This is a genomic window from Aestuariivirga sp. (assembly GCF_047602625.1).
In the GTDB taxonomy this organism is placed as follows: domain Bacteria; phylum Pseudomonadota; class Alphaproteobacteria; order Rhizobiales; family Aestuariivirgaceae; genus Aestuariivirga.
Genome location: NZ_JASGGV010000002.1, coordinates 480,075 through 498,998 on the forward strand (window position 1 = coordinate 480,075; position 18,924 = coordinate 498,998).

Annotated in this window: 21 protein-coding genes and 3 pseudogenes; 11 read left to right on the top strand and 13 right to left on the bottom strand. The window is 60.6% G+C overall.

All coding sequences use genetic code 11. The features are described 5' to 3' along the window. The first annotated feature begins 32 nt into the window (after nt 1-32). On the top strand, nt 33-995 hold the full coding sequence (locus QM694_RS07215; RefSeq protein ID WP_415006270.1) for a cobaltochelatase CobT-related protein: 963 nt from the start codon (nt 33-35) through the stop codon (nt 993-995). Between the two features lie 14 nt (nt 996-1,009). Here QM694_RS07215 and QM694_RS07220 read toward each other — a convergent pair whose 3' ends face one another. Both QM694_RS07220 and QM694_RS07225 read right to left on the bottom strand, forming a co-directional pair. Further along, a complete protein-coding gene (locus tag QM694_RS07220) occupies nt 1,010-1,369 on the bottom strand; it encodes a type II toxin-antitoxin system VapC family toxin (protein WP_415006271.1) in 360 nt (119 codons plus the stop codon). Further along, nucleotides 1,366-1,563 (bottom strand): type II toxin-antitoxin system VapB family antitoxin, encoded by a 198-nt coding sequence (locus QM694_RS07225; RefSeq protein WP_415006272.1) that lies wholly within the window; start codon nt 1,561-1,563, stop codon nt 1,366-1,368. Before QM694_RS07225 ends, QM694_RS07220 begins: the two co-directional genes overlap by 4 nt. Before the next feature lie 136 nt (nt 1,564-1,699). On the opposite strand from QM694_RS07225, the pseudogene QM694_RS07230 reads away from it, so the two are divergent. Both QM694_RS07230 and QM694_RS07235 read left to right on the top strand, forming a co-directional pair. Beyond that, nucleotides 1,700-1,867 (top strand): annotated as a pseudogene (locus QM694_RS07230) (plasmid stabilization protein); the annotation flags it as partial. Between the two features lie 62 nt (nt 1,868-1,929). Then, nucleotides 1,930-2,859, top strand: a complete 930-nt coding sequence (locus QM694_RS07235) for a lysophospholipid acyltransferase family protein (protein ID WP_415006273.1) — start codon at nt 1,930-1,932, stop codon at nt 2,857-2,859. Here QM694_RS07235 and QM694_RS07240 read toward each other — a convergent pair whose 3' ends face one another. Both QM694_RS07240 and QM694_RS07245 read right to left on the bottom strand, forming a co-directional pair. Beyond that, entirely contained in the window at nt 2,860-4,140 is a 1,281-nt protein-coding gene (locus tag QM694_RS07240) for a DUF2207 family protein (protein WP_415006274.1), read from the bottom strand. Further along, on the bottom strand, nt 4,046-4,744 hold the full coding sequence (locus tag QM694_RS07245) for a DUF2207 domain-containing protein (RefSeq protein WP_415006275.1): 699 nt from the start codon (nt 4,742-4,744) through the stop codon (nt 4,046-4,048). The genes QM694_RS07240 and QM694_RS07245 overlap by 95 nt, the downstream gene beginning before the upstream one ends. 134 nt (nt 4,745-4,878) lie before the next feature. Here QM694_RS07245 and QM694_RS07250 point away from each other — a divergent pair, with 134 nt between their 5' ends. From QM694_RS07250 to QM694_RS07265, 4 genes and pseudogenes are all read left to right on the top strand, one after another. Continuing rightward, nucleotides 4,879-5,286, top strand: a complete 408-nt coding sequence (locus tag QM694_RS07250) for a hypothetical protein (RefSeq protein ID WP_415006276.1) — start codon at nt 4,879-4,881, stop codon at nt 5,284-5,286. A gap of 150 nt (nt 5,287-5,436) precedes the next feature. Further along, nucleotides 5,437-6,114 (top strand): annotated as a pseudogene (locus tag QM694_RS07255) (L,D-transpeptidase); the annotation flags it as partial. A 113-nt stretch (nt 6,115-6,227) separates the two neighbouring features. After that, nucleotides 6,228-6,929, top strand: a complete 702-nt coding sequence (locus QM694_RS07260) for an HAD family hydrolase (RefSeq protein WP_415006277.1) — start codon at nt 6,228-6,230, stop codon at nt 6,927-6,929. Between the two features lie 81 nt (nt 6,930-7,010). Then, the gene (locus tag QM694_RS07265; protein ID WP_415006278.1) at nt 7,011-7,382 is read left to right on the top strand and encodes a hypothetical protein; all 372 of its coding nucleotides are present in this window, start codon (nt 7,011-7,013) and stop codon (nt 7,380-7,382) included. A 3-nt stretch (nt 7,383-7,385) separates the two neighbouring features. On the opposite strand, the gene QM694_RS07270 is transcribed toward QM694_RS07265, so the two are convergent. Next, nucleotides 7,386-8,468, bottom strand: a complete 1,083-nt coding sequence (locus QM694_RS07270; RefSeq protein ID WP_415006279.1) for a hypothetical protein — start codon at nt 8,466-8,468, stop codon at nt 7,386-7,388. Between the two features lie 11 nt (nt 8,469-8,479). Then, nucleotides 8,480-9,122: pseudogene (locus QM694_RS07275) on the bottom strand (MBL fold metallo-hydrolase). A gap of 94 nt (nt 9,123-9,216) precedes the next feature. On the opposite strand from QM694_RS07275, the gene QM694_RS07280 reads away from it, so the two are divergent. From QM694_RS07280 to prmB, 3 genes are read left to right on the top strand one after another with little or no spacing between them, the layout of a single operon-like run. Then, on the top strand, nt 9,217-10,377 hold the full coding sequence (locus QM694_RS07280) for an MFS transporter (protein WP_415006280.1): 1,161 nt from the start codon (nt 9,217-9,219) through the stop codon (nt 10,375-10,377). Then, entirely contained in the window at nt 10,370-11,533 is a 1,164-nt protein-coding gene (locus tag QM694_RS07285) for an MFS transporter (protein ID WP_415006281.1), read from the top strand. Before QM694_RS07280 ends, QM694_RS07285 begins: the two co-directional genes overlap by 8 nt. Nucleotides 11,534-11,543: 10 nt before the next feature. Continuing rightward, a complete protein-coding gene (gene prmB / locus QM694_RS07290) occupies nt 11,544-12,455 on the top strand; it encodes a 50S ribosomal protein L3 N(5)-glutamine methyltransferase (RefSeq protein WP_415006282.1) in 912 nt (303 codons plus the stop codon). Here the strand turns inward: prmB and QM694_RS07295 are convergent. Together QM694_RS07295 and QM694_RS07300 are read right to left on the bottom strand one after the other, a co-directional pair. After that, nucleotides 12,445-13,170: a type 1 glutamine amidotransferase gene (locus QM694_RS07295; protein WP_415006283.1), complete on the bottom strand. Its 726-nt coding sequence runs from the start codon at nt 13,168-13,170 to the stop codon at nt 12,445-12,447. The genes prmB and QM694_RS07295 overlap by 11 nt on opposite strands. A gap of 334 nt (nt 13,171-13,504) precedes the next feature. Continuing rightward, nucleotides 13,505-13,717 carry a cold-shock protein gene (locus QM694_RS07300; RefSeq protein ID WP_415006284.1) on the bottom strand — a complete coding sequence of 71 codons (213 nt, stop codon included), beginning with the start codon at nt 13,715-13,717 and terminating at the stop codon, nt 13,505-13,507. 322 nt (nt 13,718-14,039) lie between these two features. On the opposite strand from QM694_RS07300, the gene QM694_RS07305 reads away from it, so the two are divergent. Continuing rightward, nucleotides 14,040-14,651: a DUF922 domain-containing protein gene (locus tag QM694_RS07305; RefSeq protein ID WP_415006285.1), complete on the top strand. Its 612-nt coding sequence runs from the start codon at nt 14,040-14,042 to the stop codon at nt 14,649-14,651. Here the strand turns inward: QM694_RS07305 and QM694_RS07310 are convergent. From QM694_RS07310 to petA, 5 genes are all read right to left on the bottom strand, one after another. Then, nucleotides 14,648-15,520: an S-methyl-5'-thioadenosine phosphorylase gene (locus QM694_RS07310; protein WP_415006286.1), complete on the bottom strand. Its 873-nt coding sequence runs from the start codon at nt 15,518-15,520 to the stop codon at nt 14,648-14,650. The two genes, QM694_RS07305 and QM694_RS07310, sit on opposite strands and share 4 nt — an antisense overlap. Then, a complete protein-coding gene (locus QM694_RS07315) occupies nt 15,517-15,915 on the bottom strand; it encodes a lysozyme inhibitor LprI family protein (RefSeq protein WP_415006287.1) in 399 nt (132 codons plus the stop codon). The genes QM694_RS07310 and QM694_RS07315 overlap by 4 nt, the downstream gene beginning before the upstream one ends. 114 nt (nt 15,916-16,029) lie before the next feature. After that, nucleotides 16,030-16,851, bottom strand: coding sequence for a cytochrome c1 (locus QM694_RS07320; RefSeq protein ID WP_415006288.1), 822 nt, complete (start codon nt 16,849-16,851; stop codon nt 16,030-16,032). Between the two features lie 16 nt (nt 16,852-16,867). Beyond that, nucleotides 16,868-18,184: a cytochrome b gene (locus tag QM694_RS07325; RefSeq protein WP_415006289.1), complete on the bottom strand. Its 1,317-nt coding sequence runs from the start codon at nt 18,182-18,184 to the stop codon at nt 16,868-16,870. Nucleotides 18,185-18,199: 15 nt separating this feature from the next. Then, nucleotides 18,200-18,787: a ubiquinol-cytochrome c reductase iron-sulfur subunit gene (petA, locus tag QM694_RS07330; protein WP_415006290.1), complete on the bottom strand. Its 588-nt coding sequence runs from the start codon at nt 18,785-18,787 to the stop codon at nt 18,200-18,202. Nucleotides 18,788-18,924: the final 137 nt, after the last annotated feature.

Below are 18,924 nucleotides of genomic sequence, written 5' to 3' on the forward strand. Positions count from 1 at the left end.
AATGGAGTTACAAAATTGGTCATCCTTCCGCGATGACGGGCGGACAACACTTCTGGGCGATCATTGTTGTGGCGATTTGGGCGGCCTTCATTGCAATAGCAGTTTATGTTGCATACCGCTCGATACCCAATCCGGTTACTATAAAAAAGCCCGCACCCGCACCGCCGCGGCCCTATCGGGTTTTCACCACAAGACATGACGAAGAAGTTCACGCACGGGACCTTGTCGCACATTACGAAGCATCACCGATAAAAAGCCAAACTATCGTTTTCGAGCATGCGGAACAATGGCGTCGCTCCAATGCCGACCGTCTGGATGATCTTCAAATTCATGCAGCAAGCGATCCGTATTTGACGCTTCTTGTGGATCAGTCCGGATCGTTGCGTGACAATGGCGCCGCGAAGGAATTGGCTTCAGCGCTTCTGATTGTGGGCAGCAAACTGGAAGCTGCGCGCATAAGGTACGAGATGCTGGGCTTTACAACGGTAAGCTGGAAAGGAGGGCGATCCCGGCAAGACTGGATCAAGCAGGGACGCCCGAACGCTCCGGGAAGGCTGTGCGATCTCCGCCATATTGTCTACAAGTCCTTCGATGAGCCCACCTCGGAATTAAAGGTTACACTCCCCCTGATGACCGCAAATGCGATCCTCAAGGAAAATGTCGATGGCGAGGCAGTTCTCTGGGCACAGGCACGGGCCCGCAAGTATGAGAACTGGGTGTGTGTGGTCGTAAGTGATGGAGCACCCGTTGATGATTCAACATTGCAGGCGAATCCCACGGCAGGGGAAGACTCGATCTTGACGGCGCATCTCGTAGACGTTGTTGCGTCACTGGAGTCGGAAAGTGGCACAGTGATTGGGGGCGTAGGCCTTCTTCACGGCATTGACCGATTCTACAAAATTCACGGCCTTGCGGAACAATTCGCCGATTTTCCTGTAGAAATCGCCAAAGTAATAAATAAATGTTTGTCACAAACCTCTGCGAAGCCTTCTTGAAAGGAAACGCACGTTTACGCCGCCAACCCCAGCCTTGCCGCCGCGCTGGCCAACTTTCGGTCACGGGTCCAGAATTTTGCGCCGGAAGTGAGAACGACTGAAGCTAGAAGATGGGCATCGAGATAGCCGATGCCTGAGCCGCCGAGACTGGCGCTGGAGATAAAGTCCAGTACTTCCCGGTCCGTCGCCACGGTGGCGCTTTGCAGGTTTCCCAAGCTGGCAAGGATGGTGGTTCTCGCTTTGAGTTGTCCAAGTGCGATTTCGCCAATGATAAGGGGATGGACGAGAACCTCGGACGCCAATAGCAGGCTTGCGAGCCGTGCGTCGCCTTTCCGGAAATGATCGATCCAGACCGACGTGTCGGCGAGAATCATGCCACGCGCGGCCGCCGCCGAGGGGGTGCCTTGGCGCCAGCTTCGCTACCGCCGAGGCGGGCGAGCCGCCTTGCGCTCTCCCGCGCGATCAGCGCCTTGAGCGCCTCGCGGATCAGCGGCGCGCGCTCCCGAACGCCGGTCAGTTTCTGGGCTTCGGCCAGAAGATCATCGTCAAGGGCAAGGGTTGTGCGCATGGCAATTCCTGTTCTCGGCATAAGCTTAGCATCGAATGATGCCAACTTCAATGCCTTCCCCGGCAGCATCGAGCATCGGAACCGCGCATCTTCTTCGGCGTTGATTGGCCTGAACAGGCATCAAAAGAGGCCCATCATGCCGCGCGGAGATAAATCGGCCTATACGGACAAGCAGAAGCGGGAAGCGAAGCACATCGAGGACAGCTACGAGGAGCGTGGCGTGCCGCAGAAGGAAGCCGAGGCGCGGGCGTGGGCCACCGTGAACAAGCAGGACGGCGGCGGCAAGAAATCCGGCAGCGGCCGCAAGGCATAGCGCCCTTCATCAGCGCGTCACAGAACTCCCACACACCCGTCACGTGATGAAACATGACGGGTCTTTGTATGATTGATATCGCCGAACGCCTTCATGGCGAGGGCCAGCAGACTGAAACGGAGGATATCCGCTTCAGCTATTCAAGGCCCGAACAGAGGGCGCTGAACCGCGCGGTGATCCGCCTGATCGAGCGGCTGAGCGGCCAGAAGAAGCTGGAGCGCCTCTATCGTACGTGGTCCGCAGCGCCGCGTCCGCATGAAAACATCTTCACCGCCGGCCTTCGGCTGCTGGGCATCACAGTCGAGACGGATGAAATCGCATGGGCGCGCGTGCCGGCAGAAGGGCCGGTGCTGTTCATCGCCAATCATCCTTTCGGCGTTGTCGATGGCCTGATGATGGGCCACCTCACCACGCGCATCAGGCCGGACACCAAGATCATGACTCACAGCCTGCTGTGCCAGCCGCCAGAGGCACGCGACTATCTGCTGCCTGTTGATTTTGGCGGTACACCGGAAGCACAGGCCACGTCCCTCCTCACGCGCCGCCGCACCATCGACTGGCTGAAATCAGGCCATGCCGTGGCGGTGTTTCCGGCAGGCAGCGTCTCGACCGCACAAAGCCCGTTTACCGGCCCGGCCCTCGATTGCGCCTGGCATCCTTTCGTCGCCAAGCTGGCGCGCATACCGGGTGTGACCATCGTGCCGGTTTATTTTCATGGGCAGAATTCGCGCCTGTTTCAGATCATGAGCCACACGCATTACGCGCTTCGGATCGCCCTGTTGTTCCGCGAAACGGCACGGCGCGCGCGAACGGTCATGAAGGTGTCGGTGGGCAGTCCGATCACGTCAGACGATCTGAACGATGCCGCGAACCGCGACGATCTCCTCCGCGAATTGCGGCGGCGCACATTGTCACTGGGCGGTTCGGCTGCGCCCAATCCCGATCAGGCCTTCACATGGCCGCGCCACATCAACTGGGACTGATCACCAGCCGCCTCCGCCGCCCCCTCCGCCGCCGCCTCCCGAAGAGCCGCCGCCGCCGGAGCCTGAGAATGATCCCGGCGACCATGAGGAAGAAGACGTGGAATAATTTGACGGGCTGGGCGGGGCATAGCTGCTGCGGTTGAGGTTCGAGGTGAAATTTCCGAAGCCATCACTCATGCTGGCGGCATACCAGGCAGGCGCCACATAGCTTGCGGCCTTCAGCACATCGGCGAATTTTTCGCTCCACGCATTCTCGCAATCGAGTGCGATCGCATAGGGCAGCAGCTTCTCGAACAGGGCAGGCGTCTTTTCCGGCGGGTTCAGCGCGTCGAGGCGCTTCTCTCCCGCCGTGGTCATGTAGAGCCGCAAGCCTTCCACCTGATCCATCAGCTTCCGCCCCAGTGACGTTTCGGCGGGCAGTAGCCGGAAGAAGGTGATGTGCAGCAGCGCGAAGGCGGCAAGTCCGGCCGTGTAAAACCAGACGGCCTCGCCGGCGCCATCGCCCACGAAACCCAGCGCGATGGCAAATCCAAACAGCGCCAATATCGCCAGCGCGGCAAACCCTGCCAGTGACGCCAGCTTGCCGATAAACCCCGTCTTGAGGAAAAACCGCGCATTGAGGCGGCCAAGCAGCAGCACCGCAATCCAGATGCCGCCGCACACCACCGTGAGTAGCAATGCCGTGGCGAAATCATCAGCATCGACGAACATCAGCAGCGGCACGGCAAGGAAGGCCGAAAGCGCCAGCCCGCCCCAGAACCAGCCGCGATTGCGCCGGTAGGTGCGCTCTTCATAATCGCGCTCCAGCGAACTCTCCAGCTTCTGCCGCATGGAAGAGAGCGACGCGGCATTGCCGCGCTCCACATCAACCTCGGCCGGAAGCGCGCCATACATGGCCTGCTCGCTGACGGTGAGGGGCGGCGTGCTGGCCTTGAGGCGGGTGAGCGAATAGGTACCATCTTTCTGCGCAATGGTGAGACGGCCCTTGGCGGCAAGCCCGATCACCCCGGCCGCGAAGGATTTGGCATCGAACACCCGCTTCCAGATGAAGCGCACGCCGGCGGGCCCCAGCCCCGCAGGCGCATCGTAAAGCGGAATGATCGCGCCGCGCTTGGGATCGCGGCCCACGCGGAACCACGCCGTCAGATAGTATGCGAAGAGGGCAAGAAGCCCGCCGCCCAGCCATTCATAACTTTCGAGCCGCGTATCGGGCGGCGGAGGCGGCGGCGTGACGGCCCCTTTGGGAAAGGCCACCGCCACGGTGAAGCCTTCGCCCGGCATCAGCCGCCGCGTGGTTTCCGCCGCATAGGTAGACCCGCTGCCGGAGGTGACGCGGAAATCCCTGCCCCGGGCGCCTTGCGGCCCGGTATATTCCGCATGCTGAACAATTGTTGCGCCGGCTGGCAGCTTGATGGTCACCGACGCAGCGGCGATGGGCAGAGTTCCAGCTATTGCCGGTGACATTCCAGTAGAGTTCATCGAACTGGCCGAAGAAGCCCAGCTCCTGATCCACATGATAGGCGATGTCGTAGACGTGGACTCCGGGCCGCAACATCACATCACGGTTGCCGATGCGGATGCGCGTGCCGTTGGCGATGCTCTCCAGCGCATAGTTTTCCGGCTTCCCGTCGCGCTTCACCGAGGTCACATCGAAATTGATGCGCACGGGATTGCCCATGCGGTCTTTGTAGCGGGTTGGGAAATCGCGGAAGATGCCGCGCTGGATCATCATGCCTTCAACATTCACGGTGATATGCTCGATGACATCAAGGCTGGAATCGCGGTTGGTAGCGATCTCGCTGCCGAAGCGGGTGATCTCCTCCGCAGCCCATGCCGGCAGCGCCAGGACGATCATTGCGGCCAAAGCCGCCAGCCAACGCACCATGCCCATCTCCCGCCGCCTTGAATTGGCCAAGTTGGCCAGCTTGTGTTCCCCGCGCAAGCCCCGGATGTTTCAGCCCTTTAGCCGCGAATCAGCCTGTGCTAAGCAAACCGGCGCAACAGGGGAGTAGCCGATCCATGCCGATTCGTCCGAAAACCAGCCACAAGGCCGCCGCACTCGCGTTCACCGCGCTCGCACTGGCTGCCTGTGCCTCGTCGGACAATGGCCCGGTGGACGTCAATACCGGCCCCAAGCCCATGGCCTCGGCTGAGATCAAAAGTATACTTTCAGGCCGCAGCTGGCGTTTCACGGGGCCGAACAACACCGGCACCACGCTTTATGCAGCGGATGGCTCGTCACTCGTCGAGGTGGATGGCAAGGGCAAGACGCGCGGCCATTGGCAAACACAGGACGGACAGCTTTGCGAGAGCTTCGACCCTGCCCCCTTCCTGCCGCAGGGCGTGCCGATGAGCTGCTATCCCTTCGCGCCGGGAACAGCGCCCAATAGCTATCAGGTGGGCAAGGCCACGTTCACACCCGCCTGAGCTTCGGAACTTCCCCGACAATCATGCGTTTTTGAGACTCCGCCATGCGCGGGGTGACGATGCGCTGACGCAACCACAATCCCGCCACAGCGTTTCCAAAGTCTCGCCCCTGCACGGGCTGAGACTGCGGAAAACAAATTGGGGATTGGGATGTCTGACCGCTTTTCACGCCGCATCTTTCTTTTGGGATCTGCCGCCGCAGCCCTGACCGCCACGCGTGCCTTTGCGCAGACCAATGACCTTTATGGCGGCGCAATGGATTCAGGCACCAATGATGGCACGGGTGGCCTGTGGTATGATCCGGCGCAGTTGCCGCCTGCGGAGTCGCCCGAAGACTTTCCCATCCCGCAGGTAAACCTCAACAAGATACCCGCGCAGTTTCACCGCCAGCTCGTCAATTACAGCGGGCCGGAATGGCCGGGCACCATCGTCGTCGATCCGGCAAACCATTTTTTGTATCACGTGCAGGAAGGCCATCAGGCCATCCGCTATGGCGTGGGTGTTGGCCGCGCCGGTTTCGCATGGGCTGGCCTTGCCAAGGTGGGACTGAAACGCCGCTGGCCGCGCTGGCTGCCGCCCAAGGAAATGGTGGAGCGCGACCCCAATGCGCGGAAGTGGATCAACGGCCAGCCCGGCGGCCCGGATAATCCTCTGGGCGCCCGCGCGCTTTATCTTTATGCCAACGGTCAGGACACATTCTATCGCATCCACGGCACCAACGCGCCGGACTCGATCGGCAAATCCATGTCCTCAGGCTGTATCCGCATGCTGAACCAGGACATCGCCGAGCTTTACCTGCAGGTGCCCAAGGGAACGCAGGTGGTGGTGCGTCCATCCGATGGCAGCGCGATCTCGCTGATCGATTCATCCTCAGCCAAGATTGATTCTTCCGCAGGTCAGGGGCAAGACATCGGCACGCCGCAATAATCCGGAGAGCCGCCATGCCTGCCACCGTGAAAGTTATCGGCTTCGATGCCGACGATACGCTGTGGCAGAACGAAACCCATTTCAAATTCACAGAACAGCGCTTCGCCGAATTGATGGCCGACCATGGGGAAGCCGCGCACGTGTCCGCCCGCCTGCTCGAAGCGGAGCGCCGAAATCTTTCCTTCTACGGCTTCGGCATCAAGGGTTTCATGCTGTCGATGATCGAGACGGCGGTGGAAGTGACGAACGGCAAGCCCCCCGAAGGCGCGATCAGCCGCATTCTGGACTTCGGGCGCGAAATGCTGCGGCACCCCGTGGAAACCCTGCCCCACGCGCGGGACACTCTGGAGGAACTGGCGGGCCGTTACCGCCTCGTCCTCATCACCAAGGGCGATCTCTTCGATCAGGAGCGGAAACTTGCCGCTTCCGGTCTTGGAGAATTTTTCAACGGCATCGAGATCGTCAGCGACAAGACGCCCGCCACCTATACCCGCATCTTCAAGGCCCATGCCGGAAACGCGGCGGAGGCGCTGATGGTGGGCAATTCGCTCAAATCCGACATCCTCCCGGCGCTGAAGGCGGGAAGTTTCGCGGTGCATATCCCGCACGAACTCACATGGGCGCTGGAACATGCTGACGCACCAGAGGAAAATCCGCGCTTCCGCCGCATTCCCCATCTAGGAGAGCTCAGTCGGCTGCTGGGGCAAATCTCTTGAAGCGGCCCGGCACCTGTGGCACATGCGCGTTTGACAATAAGGACGAAGACGTTGATCCGGCACTCGAATTTGGCGGCGCTCATGGCGGCAGCCGCCCTCCTCACCCTCACTGCCTGCAGCCACGGGCCACAGGGCATCCGCATCACCAGCGGCTCCAGCAAGCCGCAGCCGCAGGCCATCCATGATCTGGGTGATGCCGATATGAAGTCGGCCATTGTCGGCAAGACGTTCCAGTATACCCGTCCCGATGGCAACGGCTTCATCACCTACAATGCCGACGGCACCTTCAATTTCACGGACGATACCAAGGGTGCGGGCAAGGGCACGTGGTCCGCCTCCGGCAACCAGTTCTGCGAAAGCTACAACGGCGCGCCGATGACCTGCGGCGAGTTCAAGTCCACAGGCGATGCCTATTTCGCCGCCAAGTCCCGCCTCGTGGAAATGAAGACCTGACGCTTACTGCCCCGGGCAAACCAGATCGACCGTCACCACTTGCTTTCCATCTACGGAAAAGCCTCCCTGGCGCAGTAGCTTTGCAAAAGACATATCCGCCACGTTCCGCGTGATGGTGCTGCTGAGTTGCAGCGGCTCGCCCTGAAACACCGGCCCGCTGCCGGAATCGGATTGCGGCCGCAGCGACATGCCGCTGCCATGCTTGCATTTGAGCCGCACATCGCCGGGCCGCGCATGGCTTGATTGTTTCATCCCCATGGTGAAGCCGTCGGTTTCCATCGTCATGGAAATATCGTCGTTCAACTGGCCGCTTGGCGTGCAGCTCATCCCGGCAAGCTTCACCCGCTTGATGGTACCTGCCTGCTTGCCATCCCCCTTGAAGATGGAAAGGCCGCCGCCCCCGCTTCCAGCCGATGAGAGTTCAAACGGATACATCACATAGGAATAGGTTACGTCGAAGCGCGGCCCCGTCATGTGCGGCTCCATGATGGCGGAGACGCGCACCGTGCTGCCATCCACCACGCGCTTCAATTCCGCCCGCATGGCTTTTGCCTGTTCGGTGTAGCGTTCGGCTTCTTCTGCCGCGAGCGCGCTGGGCAGGCGGTCCCAATAGACGGCGGGCGTATCGGCCTTGCATTTGGCCGTATGCGCCGCCTCATGCGACAGGGTGATGTCGGCGATGGCCTTGCAGGCCGATCCGTTCCGCATGGCCTTCAACTGTTCCGGATCCTGTTCGCAAGCCGGCGCATCGAGGTCGACACTCTTGGGGCCGGTATAGCCATCCGGCGGATCATGCGGTAGGCGGAATTCCTTCGCCATGATCTCCTTCCGCGCATTGCCCGACACCGCGAGAACCGAACGCCCGCTGTCGGGATTTGTTGGATCCTTGTTGACCTCAACCTGCTTGGCCTCGATGGCCTTCAGCCGTTCGGAGAGAGTTGTGAAGAACTGCTTTTCATAATCGGCATTCTCCACTTCCTGCTGAAGGCTCGTGAGGTTCTTGCAGGAACACGCATCACCCGAATCTGCCCTCGCTTGCGCGCCCAGGATGATCAGCAAGGCAGCGGCGGAACAGGCAAGGCGCATGGGTCAACTCCCTATTCGTTCAGGAACGGATTGGTCTCGCGTTCTTGGCCGATGGAACTGGGCTCGCCATGGCCGGGCAGGAACATCACGTCGTCGCCCAGCGGCAGCACCTTGTTTCGGATCGACGAAATCAGCGACTTCATGGCTGGCGCGCGGCAGGTCGGTGCGGCCAACCGAGCCCTTGAACAGGACATCCCCCATCAGCGCGAAACGGTTTTCATCGTTGAACAGCACCACCGAACCCGGTGAATGGCCTGGCGCTTCCAGCACCTTGAAGGTGAGGCCGCCCACCTGAACCTCATCGCCCTCTTTCAGCCAGCGCCCGGGCGTTACCACCCGCGCATCGGTGATGCCGAAGCGGAGGCCGCTGGCGGGGAGATTGTCGAGCAGGAACTGGTCTTCCGCGTTCGGGCCTTCGATGGGCACCTTCAGCGCCTCGGCAAGCTCTGCCGCACCCCCGGCATGATCGATATGGCCATGGGTGATGAGAATCTTCTCGACCTTGACGCCACTCTGCTTGATTGCCGACAGGATGCGCGGCACGTCGCCGCCCGGATCGACCACCGCTCCCACCTTTGTCTCATCATCATAGACAATGGAGCAGTTCTGCTGGAACGGCGTGACGGGAACGATCATGACTTTGAGCTGCGGCATGACCGGTGATTAGCCGCCCCTGCCCCCGCCCGCAACCCGGCGTCTCTTGCTGAAAATTTAGCCAGCAGCTACACGGACGCCCATGCAAACCGTGATGGCGGACAGCGCGCAGGGCCCGCGCTATGGGAATCTTGTCGCCGCCATTGCGACCGTCGCCTGCTGCGACATTGCCATGGGGCTGACCTTGCAGCTCTTGCCCCTGTTGATGGAGCGCCAGCATATCCACGCGCGGATCATGGGGGCAGTCGCCGCCATGGGCCCCATCGGCATACTTCTGGCGGGGCCGCTGCTGCCATGGGTGATTGGCCATCTGGGATCGCGCCGCGTGGTCATGATCGTGGTGGCGATCCTCATTGCCGGGCTGATCGGCTTCAAGCTGTCGCCGTCGATCTGGTGGTGGTTTCCCATCCGCTTCATCTTCGGCATCGCCACCGGCACCCTCTTTGCCATCAGCGAAGCCTGGGTGATGACCTTCGGCGGCGAGAAGAACCGCGGGCGCATCATGGGCTTCTACACCAGCGTAATGGCTGTGACCTTTTCCATTGGCCCACTCATTATTCCCATTGTCGGCATCGACGGCTGGACGCCGTGGCTGATCTGCATGGCCTGCATCAGCGCCAGCATTCTGCCGCTCGCCTTCGTAAAAGTGAGCGATGACGCCTTCAGGCAGGAAGACAAGCGTGGTTTCTTCCGTTTCATGAAGCGCGCGCCGTTGCTGCTGTTCGCCGTCTGTGCCGCGACACTGTTCGACAATGTGTTCATCTCCTTCTTCACCATTTTCGGACTGCGCCACGGCCTTGAACTTGATGTGGCGAGCCGCATTCTGGGGCTAGGGATCATCGGCAACGTCTTCCTGTTCGTGCCCATCGGCTGGCTGGCCGATCACTGGTCACGCAATGGCGTGGTGATCCTCACCGCCGCCGCCACCGTGGTTCTTAGCCTGCTGATGATTCCACTCATCACCCACTGGTCAATCTGGCCGATCACCCTGCTGCTTTCGGCCTGCGCCTTCGGTGTCTATGTCGTGTCACTCGCCATTGTCGGCGACACGTTCAAGGGGCCTGATGTGATCGCGGCCTCTGCGGCCTTCGCCGCCATGTGGGGCATTGGCGGGCTGATCGGGCCGCCCATTGCCGGCACCGCCATCGACATGTTCGGCATCAACGCCATGCCGGTGACGCTTGCGGTGTTTTACGCGATCCTGCTTCTCGGCCTTGCGCTCAACGGCGGAAAACTGGTGCGCCGCGATGGATAGGCGCAACGCCGTAAACCTGTTCGCCGCGATTTCGGCCATCACAGTCTTCGGCTTCACGCTGGGGTTGATGTTCCCGTTGCTGTCGCTCATCATGGAAGCGCAGGGCATCAGCGCCGATGTGATCGGCTACAACGCGGCGATGCAGCCTTTGGGGATCGTGCTGTCGATCTTCGCCATCCCGCCCGTTGTGCGCCGCCTGGGCGCCAAGGCCACGGTGATCGGCGCGGCCTTTGCGACGGCCACCGTCATCGTCGCCTATCCGTTCTTTCCGGTGTTCTGGTGGTGGTTCGGCATCCGCATTCTGCACGGCTTCTTCGTTTCAACCATTTTTGCTATCAGCGAAGCTTGGGTCGTGCGCTTTGCAGAAGGCCAATACCGTTCGCGGCTTCTGGCGCTCTATGCCAGCATTCTCGCCGCGAGTTTCGGCGGAGGGCCCGTTCTGATTACCCTGACCGGAATTGAGGGCCATGCGCCCTTCGTGATCGGCGCCATCATCCTGCTGATCGCCACCATTCCCATTTTCTTCGTGCATGACGAGGCGGTGGATAGCGAAGACGAAGACCCGCTCTCGGTGCTCGGTTTCATCCGCAAGGCTCCCATCCTTCTGCTGGCCGTGGGGCTGTTCGCCATCATGGATGCCGCCAATCTCGGCTTCCTGCCTGTCTACGCCGTGAAGAAAGGCATGGACCAGGATGGCGCGGCGCTGGCGCTCACCGCCTTCGTGCTCGGCAACACGTTCCTGCAATTTCCCGTTGGCTGGCTGGCCGATCACATGCCGAAACGGCTGGTGATGGCGGGCTGCGCCGTAACAACTATGGCCGCCTGCGCGCTGATACCGCTTACCTTCGGAACAGTCTGGCTCTGGCCCGTGCTCACCGTCGCCGGAGCGGCCTCGGCGGGCATCTACACCGTCGCGCTTTCGGAACTGGGGGACCGCTTTTCCGGCCACGAACTGGTGACCGGCACCGCTTCCTTCTCCACCACATGGGGCGTTGGGGCCCTGATGGGGGCATTGACGGCGGGATGGTCGATCAGCGCCTTCGGGCCGGATGGCCTGCCCTATACGCTGGCGGCGATCTTCGCCGTGGTCCTGCTGATGGTGCTGGGCGTAGGCCTTCTGGCGCGCCCATCTGGACTTTCCGCGCCCAAGCGGTGATGGTTGGGCCATGTCCGATGATCCCGCTACCGAACTGCTGACCATCCGCGATTTTCTGCGCCATGCGGTAAGCGCCTTCTCCGCCGCCAAGCTCGCCCATGGCCATGGAGCCTCGACGCCGCTTGATGAAGCGGCCTTCCTGATCCTCGAAACGCTGCATCTGCCGGTGGATGACATCAATCCCTGGCTCGACGCGCGCCTTCTCGACAGTGAACGCAAGGCGGTATCGGACATCATCCGTACACGGATCGAGACGCGCAAGCCTGCCGCCTATCTGGTGAAGCGCAGCTACATTCATGGCGTGCCCTTCTATGTCGATGAGCGGGTGATTGTGCCGCGCTCCTTCATCGGCGAACTGATGTTCAGCGGCCTGTTCGGCGGAGAGGGTTTCAACCTCATCGAAAACACCGAAGGCGTTGGCACGGTGCTCGATCTCTGCACCGGCTCGGGCTGCCTCGCCATTCTGGCCGCTGGCATTTTTCCCAATGCCGACATCGACGCCGTGGACCTCTCCGAAGCCGCCCTCGAAGTTGCGAAGATCAATGTCTCGGAACATGATTTGGAGAACCGGATCAACCTCTTGCACGGTGATCTTTTCGATCCGGTTGAAGGCCAGACCTATGATCTGATCATCACCAACCCGCCCTATGTGGCGGGTGCGGAAGTCAACGCCTTTCCGCATGAATATGGCCATGAGCCCATCATGGCGCATCTGGGCGGCGAGGACGGGCTGGACATCGTCCGGCGTATCATCGAGGAGGCCGCCGATTATCTCAATCCCGGCGGCGGGCTCATCTGCGAGATCGGCACGGGGCGGGATATTCTGGAGGAGCAATATCCGCAGCTCGATTTCTTCTGGCTTGATACGGAGGAAAGCGAGGGCGAAGTGTTCTGGCTCACCCGCGAGCAGCTTATCGCCTGAGGCCGTTGGCCCGCGCCAGATTCTCATAGATGATGCGCGTCTGCGCATGCATGTCCGGCATCAGCGGATAGGCCTCCGCGAGAAGGCGCGGATAAGCTCCCTCTCCCTTGCTTTTCTCAAGAACCGAAATGTAATCGGGCAACGATGACCACGCTGCCATGGATTGCGGGGTGAATTCGCAATGGAACTGCGTGCCAACGGCATGATCGCCAATGGCGACCGCCTGCACGGCGGCACGGCCGGAAGAGGCCAGAACGGCAGATCCGTCCGGGGGCCGCTTCACCTCGGCGAAGTGCCACTGCATCACCTTGCTGCTCTCTGGAAGGCCCTTGAACAGACGGTGGCGCTTCCCCTCCTCCGTAAGAGTCACGTCATGAACGCCCACTTCTCCGGCCTCTGCGGGCGCCACCTCGCCACCCAACGCGCTGCAAAGCAATTGATGCCCCAGGCACACGCCGAAATAGGGTTTGGCGCGATCACTCACCCACTCGCGGATCGCCTGCTTCTCTCCCACCAGCCACGGATATTCAGCCTCTTCCCATGTGTCCTGCTTGCCGCCCAGCACGAACATGAAGTCGTAATCCTTGAGCGCGGGAATTTCTGCGCCTTCCCAGATACGCACGAATTCGGGAATGATGCTGTCTTCAGCAAAAAAATCGAGAAAGCGGCCTGGAAAATCATGATCCATATGCTGCAGGACAAGGGCGCGCTTCATGGCGCTGTGCTTAGCACGGCTTTAGCGGATTGAGCTATGCCCGGCAGAAAGGAAGCCCTGCTTTCTCCGGCGGGAGGCTCGCCTCTGGGCATTGATCGTCAATGACCTTCCAGGAAGGATTGTTGAGGAACATGATGCAGCGGGACAGCTTGCCACGCACGCAGCGAAGAACGCCGACTTCAAATTTTGCTCCGTCAACCCGGCAGGAGCAATTGCTATCAGCCCGGCCCGTCGTGATGAAAACTGTGCAGCCCAAGAAGACCGCCGCACTCATTCTAAGCCACACTGGCCTCATGCGTGCCTCCAATGCACGGCCATTCCTGCCGTGACACGGCTAGAGCAATTGCAGTTCGACGGCTTGAGGGCCCCGGCCCCGCTTGTCTGGCTGCACTTCAAAGCTGATGCGCATGCCCTCGTTGAGTTCGGGAATGCCGGACCGCTGCACGGCCGTGACATGCACGAACACATCCTTGCCCCCGTCTTCCGGCGAAACAAAGCCATAGCCCTTCGCCTGATTGAAAAACTTGACCGTGCCGTTCTGGCGCATGGAGAACGCCCCTCCTCCAGTGTGTTGTCCGCTTCCCGGCGGTTCCAGCACCGGAAATGCGGGGTCGGCACAGCGGATTTCAAAACGGCGGAAAAAGCACGGCGGGGACGGCTGGGCGCCATTCCCGGTCGTGACCGGGTTCGAATAGCTCTGCCTGCGCACAGGACATGGCTGCCCTGCACGAAGATGAACTATGATCCAGTCGGCGAACGGGATCAAGAGGCCCCGATTCGGCTTGTGCTTGGCCTCTTTCCCCCGCTTTAACTTGACCGTGCCATGCTCCTCGCGAATAGTTGACCAGCCAAACAAGGGGACCTGCTGAATGATCCGCCGCCCGGTTTTCGGACTGCTCTGTTGTGCGCTGCTCGCGACCTCCGCCGCAGCGCGGCCGATCATCACCACGAAATACGTCTATTACCCGGTGCGCGGGAAAAGCGCAGCGGAGATTTACAGCGCCATGATCCGCTCGGGTCCGCATGTGAAGGGTGAGAAGGCTTACGCGGCCACCACCGCCACCACCGCACAGGACGGCAGGCTGATCCAGGGCAAATCGTGCCAAATCCAGAATTACCGCCTCAAGATCAATTTCACCATCAAGCTGCCGAAGCTGCAAAGCACGGCGGGCATTCCCCAAACCGATCTGGCGCGCTGGCGGCAGTTCGAAGGCTTCGTGCGCCGCCACGAGGAAACCCATCGATCGATCTGGATGGGCTGCGCCAGCCGGCTGGAAGCGCAGATCCGCGCCATTCACGCCAAGACCTGTGGCGAAGCCGACAGGCGGGCGGAGCAGCTCTGGAACCAGATGCGCGCCCAATGCTCCGCCAAACATGATGCCTTCGATGCAGCCGAAGCGCGCCGCCTGCTGAAAAATCCTTTCGTGCAATATGTCTTCAGCCGCAAATCCAGGGTGGTCAGCGCGGCGCGCGTGCCCTAACGGTTGAGCACGCGTCCCGCCACGGCATCGAGCTTGGCGATCAGGGCCGGATCGCGTTTCTCAGGCGCTGTCATCAGTGCATGTTCCAGCGCGCGGTCTGACCCTGCCGGGCACGGCTGATGCTCGCGCGGAAAATCCGCGGCAAGGCGGTGAACGAGACGCTTGGCATTGCCTGCGTTGGCCTTCATCACCGCGATCACCTTGGCAACATCCACTTCGCCATGGTCTTCGTGCCATGAGTCATAGTCCGTCACCATCGCAACGGTGCAGTAACAAAGCTCCGCCTCGCGCGCCAGCTTGGCCTCGGGCATGTTCGTCATGCCGATGACCGATGCACCCCATGAACGGTAAAGCCGGGATTCCGCCAGCGTCGAAAACTGCGGGCCTTCCATCACCATATAGGTACCGCCCACCGCATGGGCGATATGTTCGTCCGAGAGCGCCTTGGCCGCAATCGCCTGCAGGCCGGGGGAAACGGGGTGTGCAAAGGGCACATGCCCCACGCAACCGGCGCCAAAGAAACTTTTCTCGCGCGCGAAGGTGCGGTCGATGAACTGGTCCACCAGCACGAAGGTGCCGGGCGGCAATTCTTCTTTCAATGAGCCGACAGCGGAAAGCGAGATGAGGTCCGTCACCCCGGCCCGCTTCATCACATCGATATTGGCGCGGTAATTGATGGAAGTGGGCGATTGCACATGCCCGCGCCCATGGCGCGGCAGGAACACGACAGGAAGCCCGTTGATCTCGCCGCGCCTGACCTGATCGGAAGGCGCTCCCCAAGGAGACGCAACCGTCTCCCACCGGGGATGGTCCATCTCAATGTCATAAACGCCCGAGCCGCCGATGATGCCGAGAACGGAGCGAGTCACGGATGTGTCACGCAGGATAAGTCGCCTTCCTCGCATGTGAGGTAATATTTGAAGTCGGCAAGGCGCTTTGTGGTGAGCTCCGCGAGGCATTCGCCGTACACCATCGGATAAACCGATCCCCCTTGGACGCCCGAACTTCGGAACTCGCATTCGCTATCGCGAAATTTGATCCAGGCTTCTTGCGCTTTGCGAAAAGACGTCTGGCCCGGAGCATCCAACCGTCCAATAATCTTCTTGTAGTCGAGATTAAGCTGTCTGTCGGCGCTCTCGAAATCGGAATTTGCACATTCATTCATGGCAGCTTGTGTTTGGGCTGTAGCGAGACAGCTCGCGGTGGAGGATGAAGCAGGCAAGAGCAGCGTTATAAACAAGACGAACGGCAATGCACGCTGCATCGGGAATCCTCTCATTCCATGTCCAGAGATTGCAACATAGCAAAGCACCAACTACTTGCCGCAAACAAAAAGGCCCGGAAAAATTGCCGGGCCTTTTCAATCAGATTGATTTCCTCAATGCGGAACGTCGGACCAGATCTTCTTCTTCACCAGATAGAGAAGCCCGGCGAGGATGGCGAGGTAGATCATCACCGCGAAGCCGGTGCTCTTGCGTTCTTCCATCTTGGGTTCGGCCGTCCAGGCGAGGAAGGCCGACACATCGCGCGCCATATCGTTAATGGTGTTGGGCGAGCCGTCGTCGAATTCCACCGCGCCATCCGCCAGCGTGCCATGCGGCGGCATGCCGATGGCGGGACCGGAAGCAAAATAGGGATTGTAATATTTGCCTTCGGGGATTGAGACGTCCGCCGGCTTGTCCTCATAGCCCGTCAGGACGGAATAGACATATTGCGGGCCGCCAATGCCGAACAGGAACTGGTTGATGGTGCCATACCAGCCGGCGCGCGCCTTGGTGATGAGCGAGAGGTCTGGCGGCAGCGCGCCGCCATTGGCGTTCTTGGCCGCCTCTTCATTGGGGAACGGTGACGGAAAATGGTCGGACGGCAGGCCCGGGCGCTCGAACATCTGGCCGTCCGAGCCCGGTCCATCCTGCACCTGGAAAGTGGCGGCCAGCGCCTTCACTTCCTCTTCCGTGAAGCCGGGCCCGCCGGGATCGGCGAGGTTACGGAAGGCGACGAAGCGCATGGAATGGCAGTTGGAACAGACCTGCTTGTAAACCTTATAGCCCCGCTGCAGCTGCGCCTTGTCGAAATGGCCGAACGGCCCTTCGAAGGAGAAGGAGATATTCTTGGCGTCACGCTGGCCTTCGGCGGCTGCGCCGCCAGCAAGCATGGCAAGACCGAGTACCGCCGTGCCGAGTGTTGTGAAGAGTTTCATTCTCATTTCCCCCAGATCACTCGGCAGGCACGGCAGAGGCTTTGTTATTTTTGGCAAGCACGGCATCGGAGATTGATGGCGGCAGCGGCTTCGGGCTTTCCAGAAGGCCCACCACCGGCAGGATCACCAGGAAATACAGGAAGTAAAAGGCAGTGCAGATCTTGCCGACCACATTGTAGGTCAACGCCCATTTTGTAGGATCAGCCGCCTCATGGCTGAGGAAGTAATTGTCGGGCGCGCCCGATCCCGCAAAACCAAGGAGCACGCAGTTGATCACGAACAGCCAGAAAAACTGCTTGAAGATCGGACGGTAGGTGCCGGACCGCACCTTCGACGTATCAAGCCAGGGCAGGAAGAACAGAATGATGATCGACCCGAACATGGCGATCACGCCCAGCAGCTTCGCATCCAGCGGCCCGATGTTGAAGGTGATGGCGCGCAGGATGGCGTAGAATGGCAGGTAATACCATTCCGGCACGATATGCGCCGGCGTCGAAAGCGGGTTGGCTTCCGCATAGTTGATGGCGTGGCCCAGGAAGTTGGGCGCGAAGAACACCCAGCCCGCATAGAACAGCAGGAACACCACGATCGCGAAGCCATCCTTCATCGTGTAATAAGGATGGAACGGCACCGTATCCTGCGCGCCCTTTACCGAAACGCCGGTCGGGTTGTTGTTGCCGGGAATATGCAGCGCCCAGATGTGCAGGCCCACCACGCCCGCCAGCACGAAGGGCAGCAGGTAGTGCAGCGAGAAGAAGCGGTTGAGCGTCGGATTGTCCACCGCGAAGCCGCCCCACAGCCAGTGCGTGATGGCATCGCCGAAGAACGGAATGGCCGAGAACAGGTTGGTGATGACCTTGGCGCCCCAGAAACTCATCTGGCCCCATGGCAGCACATAGCCCATGAAGGCCGTGGCCATCATGATGAGATAGATGATGACGCCGATCATCCAGAGGATTTCACGCGGCGCCTTGTAGGAGCCGTAATACATGCCGCGGAAGATGTGGATATAGACAGCAATGAAGAACATCGACGCGCCGTTGGCGTGCATGTAGCGCAGCAGCCAGCCGTAGTTCACGTCGCGCATGATGTGCTCGACGGAGGAGAAGGCGAGATCGGTGTTGGGGGTATAGTGCATGACCAGCACGACGCCGGTGACGATCTGCACCACCAGCATCACCGCGAGGATGCCGCCGAAGGTCCACCAGTAATTGAGGTTTTTCGGCGTGGGGAAATCAAGGGCCTGGCCCTTGACGAGGTCCATTACCGGCAGGCGCTCATGGAACCACTTTCCAAAGGCCGTTTTGGGTTCGTAGGAAGAATGTCCGCTCATGAAACTGTCCCTGAATTAGCCGATGCGGATCTTGGTGTCGGAGAGATAGGCATACTTGGGAATATGCAGGTTCTCCGGCGCGGGACCTTTGCGGATGCGCCCAGCCGTATCATACATTGAGCCATGGCAGGGGCAGAACCAGCCGCCCACCTTGTTGTTGCCTTCGACCACCGCGAACTCGCCTTCATCCCCAATGGGAACGCAGCCGAGGTGCGTGCACACGCCCATCTGCACGAGATAGGCTTCCTTGCCGCCCACCACGCGGTTTTCATCCGTCGCGGGCGAGCCATCCTTGAGGTTGGCGTTGCGCGAAATCGGGTCTTTCAGGTCTTCGAGCTTGACGGATTTCGCAGCCTCGATCTCGGGCGCCGTGCGGTGGCGCACGAACACCGGGTTGCCCTGCCACTTCAGCGTCACCGCCTGGCCCTCGGCGATGGGCGACAGGTCAACTTCGATGGTGGCCAAAGCCAGCACCGAGGCATCAGGATTCATCTGGCTGATAAAGGGCCACGCCGCGAGGGCAGCGCCCACCGCGCCGACGGCGCCGGTCGCGATATAGAGAAAATCACGCCGGTTGACTTCCGCATGTTCCGCTGTGGACACGTCTTTTTCCCCTTGTACTGCAGCCCCGGCACCGGGTGAGGGCATGTATTTTCCCATCCGGCGCTAAATGCTGGCGTTTTTGACATTGCGGCGAAAGGAAGTCTAGCTATGAAGTGTCGCAGCCATGTTGAAAACCG